This is a genomic window from Puniceicoccus vermicola (genome assembly GCF_014230055.1).
Lineage (GTDB): Bacteria > Verrucomicrobiota > Verrucomicrobiia > Opitutales > Puniceicoccaceae > Puniceicoccus > Puniceicoccus vermicola.
This window is the reverse complement of record NZ_JACHVA010000116.1, coordinates 21,423-27,623: the sequence shown is the minus strand read 5'-3', so window position 1 is coordinate 27,623 and position 6,201 is coordinate 21,423. Positions and strand designations below refer to the sequence as shown.

Annotated in this window: 8 protein-coding genes; 7 read left to right on the top strand and 1 reads right to left on the bottom strand. The window is 51.6% G+C overall.

All coding sequences use genetic code 11. From position 1 onward, the window contains the following. From H5P30_RS21900 to H5P30_RS14750, 6 genes are all read left to right on the top strand, one after another. The coding region (locus H5P30_RS21900; RefSeq protein WP_221774377.1) for a DUF3238 domain-containing protein at positions 1-1,572 on the top strand (1,572 nt) is incomplete at its 5' end. Beyond that, on the top strand, positions 1,569-2,633 hold the full coding sequence (locus H5P30_RS14770) for a hypothetical protein (RefSeq protein WP_185693683.1): 1,065 nt from the start codon (positions 1,569-1,571) through the stop codon (positions 2,631-2,633). The genes H5P30_RS21900 and H5P30_RS14770, both read left to right, overlap by 4 nt. Positions 2,634-2,778: 145 nt before the next feature. Further along, positions 2,779-3,429 carry a DUF1573 domain-containing protein gene (locus H5P30_RS14765; RefSeq protein ID WP_185693682.1) on the top strand — a complete coding sequence of 217 codons (651 nt, stop codon included), beginning with the start codon at positions 2,779-2,781 and terminating at the stop codon, positions 3,427-3,429. Positions 3,430-3,499: 70 nt separating this feature from the next. Continuing rightward, entirely contained in the window at positions 3,500-3,811 is a 312-nt protein-coding gene (locus tag H5P30_RS14760) for a rhodanese-like domain-containing protein (RefSeq protein ID WP_185693681.1), read from the top strand. After that, entirely contained in the window at positions 3,736-3,921 is a 186-nt protein-coding gene (locus tag H5P30_RS22725) for a rhodanese-like domain-containing protein (RefSeq protein WP_425504936.1), read from the top strand. Before H5P30_RS14760 ends, H5P30_RS22725 begins: the two co-directional genes overlap by 76 nt. Then, positions 3,900-4,328: a MauE/DoxX family redox-associated membrane protein gene (locus tag H5P30_RS14750; protein ID WP_185693679.1), complete on the top strand. Its 429-nt coding sequence runs from the start codon at positions 3,900-3,902 to the stop codon at positions 4,326-4,328. The genes H5P30_RS22725 and H5P30_RS14750 overlap by 22 nt, the downstream gene beginning before the upstream one ends. A 52-nt stretch (positions 4,329-4,380) precedes the next feature. Here the strand turns inward: H5P30_RS14750 and H5P30_RS14745 are convergent, their stop codons facing one another. Next, positions 4,381-5,127 (bottom strand): sulfite exporter TauE/SafE family protein, encoded by a 747-nt coding sequence (locus tag H5P30_RS14745; protein ID WP_185693678.1) that lies wholly within the window; start codon positions 5,125-5,127, stop codon positions 4,381-4,383. A gap of 270 nt (positions 5,128-5,397) precedes the next feature. Between H5P30_RS14745 and H5P30_RS14740 the strand changes: the two genes are divergently transcribed. Beyond that, on the top strand, positions 5,398-6,129 hold the full coding sequence (locus tag H5P30_RS14740; RefSeq protein WP_185693677.1) for an SIR2 family NAD-dependent protein deacylase: 732 nt from the start codon (positions 5,398-5,400) through the stop codon (positions 6,127-6,129). Positions 6,130-6,201 lie beyond the last annotated feature (72 nt).

Below are 6,201 nucleotides of genomic sequence, written 5' to 3'. Positions count from 1 at the left end.
GGATGCTGGAACGAGGATTATAACTGCCAAGACTGCTTTGTTCTTTCCGAAAGCAGCGCCGAAAATGAGAACGAGTGCACGGTGTTCTTCGATAACGATTTGGAAGAATTGGAACCCGTCGACGAGTTGATCGATCCGGACGGGTTGAACATTCTCTATCAGCGAGTTTCTTTTTCGATTCCGTGCCCGGGATTCACCCCATTCTTTGTTCAAGGCAGTGAGCCGCCGGAGGAAGTGACGACTTATCTAAAAGAGACTTATACACGAAGCAAGGTTTCCGGATGCACCGACCCTACGGACGGCCTTTTCGGAAGGACGACAACGACTTATGCGGTGGCGAGTCGGGAGAGATGTGTGGCAGAAGAGGGATGGACCCATTATGCGCCTGGCAATACCGATCTAGTCAATTCGGATCAGGAGCCATTACACGCGTGGTCGATTCGGGAATTTGAGGATGGTGACAATACCGTAAGTTTTCGCTACGATATTGAATTGAGTGATGCCTACAGCACGGACGATTTTATTCGAGATGCCAGTGATATGATGCCGGATTTTCAAGCAGGTTTTTCCCAGGTCAGCGATTCCGTGAGTGCGGTGGCGGTTGGTTTAACGACCGATACTTCTGAGGACTGGATTAGCTACAGTAAAGTCCGCTTCAAATTCGAGTGGGGCGGCGATGCCGATGAGAGCGAGAAAACTCCGAGGTCTTATCTTATTGTTTTTCACCCTAAAGATGACCCGGATACGGAGAATGTGGATGAAAGCGAGGAAGCTGAAATCCTCTCTGGGGTAATTGAATGGGATGGGTCTTCGTCTACGGTGTTTGACCTCGATCCCGAAGCTCTCAAGCCGGATACGGAAGGGTTGTTTTCTCTTCTAGCGGTGGATACAGTCACAATAAGTACTTTTATCCCACAGAATAATGTAGAAAGTCCAATCCCATTCAACGACACTCGATTTTCTGGTGATAATAGAATCTCAGGCTCACCTCCGAGGGCAACTTGGTCGGAAAATGGCTCGCATCGCACACAGCAAAAGTTCCATGTAATTGCCTATCAACCTGCTGATGCAAATGGATTGGTTGATGGCGCTTTTGGAGTAAATGCTGATGGTCGCGGCAATAGTGACCGCTTTGTTCATATTGGAACTACGAAATCCTATGATCCTAGTAGCTCACTTGATTCATCTGGTAATCTGAATCAACAAGCCTTGGCAGACACAATTGTTGGAGCGCCTCACATGATCGCAATAGATACTGCTCCCCAAACTGATGCTTGGATTGAGAGCCCGAATTGGATTTCGGATAGATCGATTGAGTTAACCTGTAAGCTAGACTCGGCTAATCCTTTGGTGTCTGGAGCACCATCAATTAATTACACTTTGAAGGTGACCATTGATCGCAATAATAATACCTATACATTGGAAGGTACACACGACGGTTTTCCTGCTTACGAGGTATACATTAATGGGAGCCGTGTGTACGAGCATGATCCTCTTGAAACAGGTGAGGGTATTGGGTCACTCTTCCCGCCTGAGGAACACGACGTGGACGAGTCAGGAAATTTATTATGACACGGATTATTGCATTTTTTCTCGCGCAGTTATTGGTCGCTAATGCGCTGACTGAGGAAGAGTTTACGAGGCTTGAGCCTAGTGAAAAAATCGAGATATTACGAGGCCGCCCAGATCGGCTGATCGATGATACCAAGGCTTTGCTGTCTTTGTATTCGTCTGCTCTATATGATGAGTCTTCCGATGTTCGGTTAGCTGCCGCTCAAGCCTCTGTTTTGCTCATGGTTGGAGTTCAATCGGCACCTGTTTCAGCGATACCAGCCTTTCATCCAGAGGATACTGTGGTTTTCCAGCATAGACTTGCTAGTTTGATCAACGACGAGAACCCTGCTGTTCGAATGGCTGCTTCTCAGGCTTTGGCTTATTCCTCCAGTCCTAACAAAGAAATCGAGGACTTGCTGATGAACGCAGTAGAGGCGGAGGCAGTGGACGAGGTCAAAATATCGACTCTAACTGCTATGTCTGCTGCTGGTTACGAATCGTTTGAAATCTCTGATCTAGCATTGGAGATTTTTAAATCCACTCAAGACTCTCTCGTTCAGCACCAATCATGGGAGCTTTTGGGCTTCTTGCAAGATGATCGCTTGCTGTCGAAGCTCATTATCATCGCTAAAGGTAATAACTCCTCTCTTTCAAAAGGTGCTTTGTTGGCAATTGCTGGGTACGGAGAAAATGCAGACGAGATAAAGCCTCACCTCCTTGAGATCATCAACAGCTCAGATTTGGACACTGAGATCATTAATCTGGCTGAAGCAACTTACGATTTCATCGCAATGGGTAAAAAACCTGGACCTAGCATGCAAGCTATATCTACTCGTAGTCTTTGGCCCGTTGATTTGCCTGATCAAAGTGACAGATCGATTGTAAGCGAAGGACATACCGAAATTGCTGAAGTCATTGAAGAAGGAACCGCGGCTGAACCAAACGGCGAAGAATCTTCCGAGGTGGTCGTTGCAGAACCAATCGAAGAGCCAGTTGAGCAATCGTCTGATTGGTGGCTGTGGTTAATCGTTGCCGTGGTTGGCGTTGGCGGTGTCTTGGTTCTTCGCTTGAAGAAGTAGCGCGGCTTTGGTCAATGCCGTTCGCTCAACTCTCGCATCTTACTAGTTAGCTCCCGTCAACGACTCGAGAGCGCAACATGGAAACACTCTTCTAATATCTTAGCCGCAAAGCCTCCAAAACAGCCGCCGTCCACGTCTTCTCGTTATGAAAAAATCACTCTCTCTAATTCTCTTCTTCCTTGTTGTCTCGACACATTCTTACGCCTCTCTCGATTGGAACACTACCAAGGTATCGCAGGAAGCGGATCCGTCGGATTCCGAAATTACGGCGGTTTTCCGATTTGCGAACATTGGTGATGATGCAGTGACAATTACGGAGGTGAAGCCGAGTTGTGGCTGCACGACGACCGAGTTGGACAAGAAGACTTACGAGCCAGGAGAGGTCGGAAAGATCGAGGCGACCTTGAAGATTGGGAGTCGTAAGGGCGTGCAGACGAAGACGATCCGCGTATCGACGAAAGGGGAGGAAAAGCCGACGGTGTTGACCATGGAGACGGTCATTCCGGACTTGTTGAATATTCGTCCTGCTTTCGTCTTTTGGAAGAAGGGAGAGGTCCCAGATGGGAAGACCATTGAGCTAAAGGTCGGAATCGAAGAACCGATAAAGGTGCTGTCGGCGGAGTCGAACAATGGTAGCATCGAAGTTCATTTGGAGGAGATCGAAGAGGGCAGGTCGTACCAACTACATTTGTTTCCCACGCAGACGGATGAGGCGGCAAGGGCTCGAATCACCTTGAGTACAGATTATCCGGTGGAGAGTCCGAGAACCTACTATGTCTATGCTCACATCAAGTGAATGTATTTTTCGGACAGTGTAGAGAGTCTTTGTGTGAGTCTTAGAGGCCTTTAGAACGTCGGAGGGAGATATGGAAAGCCTGTCAAAACTCGGTATGATGGCGTTGGCCGTGCTTGTCGTTGGCGGAATGAATTGGCTGGTCAATCCAGCCCGACCATCCTGGTCGGAGGAGTCCTTGCGTGACGGAGAAATTCTCCTGCGGGATTCAAGGGCGGCGGAGGGGAGGGTTCTCTGGGTCGACGCTCGTTCTGCCGATGAATTTGCAAAGGAGCATATTCCGGGGGCAATATTATTGAACGAGAGTGATTGGGGCACCCTTTTCCGGACCTGCTCGATGCGTGGCAGCCCGGCGACCGAATTATTGTCTATTGTAGCAGCTTGAGTTGTCAGGCAAGCCATGGGGTGGCTAAGCGGCTTAGTGGGGAGGCGGGATTTGAGGAAGTGTACGTTTTGAAAGGCGGATGGGAGGCATGGCAGGCGGCGCAAGAATAGCAGAGTCTTTACTCGCTTGGGGGCTGGGCGTCGTTTTCCTTTACGCGGGGTTCGTGAAGCTGATTCGTCCGGATGAGTTTCAGGCCGATATCTTGAGCTACCAGCTAGTGCGGTCCTCTGTGGCATATTGGATCGCGCTTTTCCTGCCAGCGACGGAGGTCGTGGCGGGGATTGGGATGTTTCTGCGTATTCTTCGGAAGGAGTCTGCGCTGATTGCTGCGGTGTTGAGCGTCGTTTTTGCGGTGGTATTGGTCTCCGCTTGGGGCCGCGGAATCGACGTATCGTGTGGGTGCTTTGGGCGGGCGGAAGTGAAGACCAATTATCCTTTGGTTCTGGGGAGAGATCTTTTGTTGTTGGCAGCGGCAGTTTTTGTGGTGATTCGGTGCGGACGAGCGCGAGACGAATGATCGGTTCGCTGGCGGGATTTGATTTCGTTTTCCAAGGTTTCGGAGGTCCGTCCTAGAGCAGTAGTTGGAATCCCGCCCCGATGACGAAGATCCAGATCAGCCACTCGAAGAGTTTTTGGGGGATTTTTTCGACAACGGCCCGGGCGGCGAGAACGCCGACCATGGCGAAGGCCATGGCGGGGAGGGACACGCTCATGGAGTCGAGGTTGATGGCGCCGAGGCCGATCATGAAGGGGAGCTTGATCCAGTTCACGATCATGAAGAACCAGGCGAGGGTGCCGACGAAGGCGATCTTCGGGAGGCGGAGAAAGATCAGGTAGAGGGCGGCGACGGGGCCGGCGGCATTGGCGATCATGGTGGCAAATCCGCCGATGATCCCGGTGGAAGCGCGGAGTCCGAGCGCGGCTTTCCCGGTGGGGACGTCAGTGCGGCCGCGGTGGAGGAAGGATTTGAGGAAGTGAAGCCCTGTCATGATCAGGAGGATCAGGCCGATGAGGATCTCCACGGTTCGGTCGCCAATATTGCCAAAAACCAGCGCCCCGAGGCAGACTCCGAGGACGGTCCAAGGGAGAAATTTGCCAATCACCCCCCACTCGGCGTGCCTGCGATAGACGATCACCGCGATCAGATCCGCTGCCATCAGAACCGGGAGAAGAATTCCGACCGAAATCCGTGCTGGAAAGGCGAGGGCGTAGATGGCAATGGCCAAGTTGCCCAATCCCGGTAGACCTCCTTTGCCGAGGCCAACGCCAAACGCTGCAGCACAAACCGCAATCCATTGTCCGGTAGTCAGATCCATCCGCTGAGGAAAGCAGGATCCTTGAGAGAGGCGAATCGAAAAAAATACGAGGTGAGTGTGTGGACAATGCAGGGATGGCGCACGTGGAGAGCCGGTCAGTATAGAGCAGCCTGGATACAAAAAGTTTCTGGAGGGAGGATTACTCGAGGGGTGCTGCTCCTGAGAGTTGAACTAGTCAATGAAAGTAGATCAGTTCTCTGGGAGTGCTTGAACATTAGAGGTTTACCTGAGGAGGTCTGGTCAGGTAGGATTCGGGAGCGTTTAGGTAGGATGAATCGTTCGAAGCAGAAAGTCGTAGTCATTTCGGGTGCCGGGATGAGTGCGGAAAGTGGGTTGAAGACTTTTCGGGATGCGGACGGACTTTGGGAGGGGCATCGAGTGGAAGATGTGGCGACGCCAGAGGCATGGGAGAGGGATCCGGAGATGGTTTTGGATTTTTACAACCAAAGGCGGCGGCAGTTGCGAACGGCGGAGCCAAATGCGGGTCATCGGGCTCTGGCGCAGTTGGAAGAGAAGTTCTCGGTGGAGATCATTACCCAGAATGTGGACGATCTTCATGAGCGGGCAGGATCGACGCGGGTTCTGCATTTGCATGGGGAATTGGGACTAGCGCGCAGCTCGGTGGATGAGCAGTTGCTCTATCCGCTGGAGGGCCGGGATATTCGACTGGGGGATCTTTGTGAGAAGGGTTCCCAGCTTCGGCCGCACATTGTTTGGTTCGGGGAAATGGTCCCGGCAATGGAGAAGGCCGAGCCGATTGTGAGGAAAGCGGAAATCCTCGTGGTGGTCGGCACATCCCTAGTGGTCTATCCGGCAGCCAGTCTCGTGAGTTTGGCTCCCACCGGATGTCGGCGCCTCTGGACGAACCCGCAGATGGTGGAGAGTGGAAGTTTGCTGGGATTCGAAATGCGGGAAACGACCGCCGCGGTTGGATTGCCGATTTTGGCCGAGGAGTTGATGAATGGGCTTTTTACCCCCGAAACAGAGGGAGGGAGACCGTAATCATTAGAGATATTGAAACTGTTGCCAATGTGTTTAAATTGGTATCGGTTGACGAAGTTCTTCTTGAAATAT

What these genes read in the sequence shown, in the direction of transcription:
- H5P30_RS14770 (WP_185693683.1), top strand. Translation starts at nt 1,569, where the DNA reads ATGACACGGATTATTGCATTTTTTCTCGCGCAGTTATTGGTCGCTAAT.
- H5P30_RS14765 (WP_185693682.1), top strand. Translation starts at nt 2,779, where the DNA reads ATGAAAAAATCACTCTCTCTAATTCTCTTCTTCCTTGTTGTCTCGACA.
- H5P30_RS14760 (WP_185693681.1), top strand. Translation starts at nt 3,500, where the DNA reads ATGGAAAGCCTGTCAAAACTCGGTATGATGGCGTTGGCCGTGCTTGTC.
- H5P30_RS14750 (WP_185693679.1), top strand. Translation starts at nt 3,900, where the DNA reads ATGGCAGGCGGCGCAAGAATAGCAGAGTCTTTACTCGCTTGGGGGCTG.
- H5P30_RS14745 (WP_185693678.1), bottom strand. Translation starts at nt 5,127, where the DNA reads ATGGATCTGACTACCGGACAATGGATTGCGGTTTGTGCTGCAGCGTTT.
- H5P30_RS14740 (WP_185693677.1), top strand. Translation starts at nt 5,398, where the DNA reads ATGAATCGTTCGAAGCAGAAAGTCGTAGTCATTTCGGGTGCCGGGATG.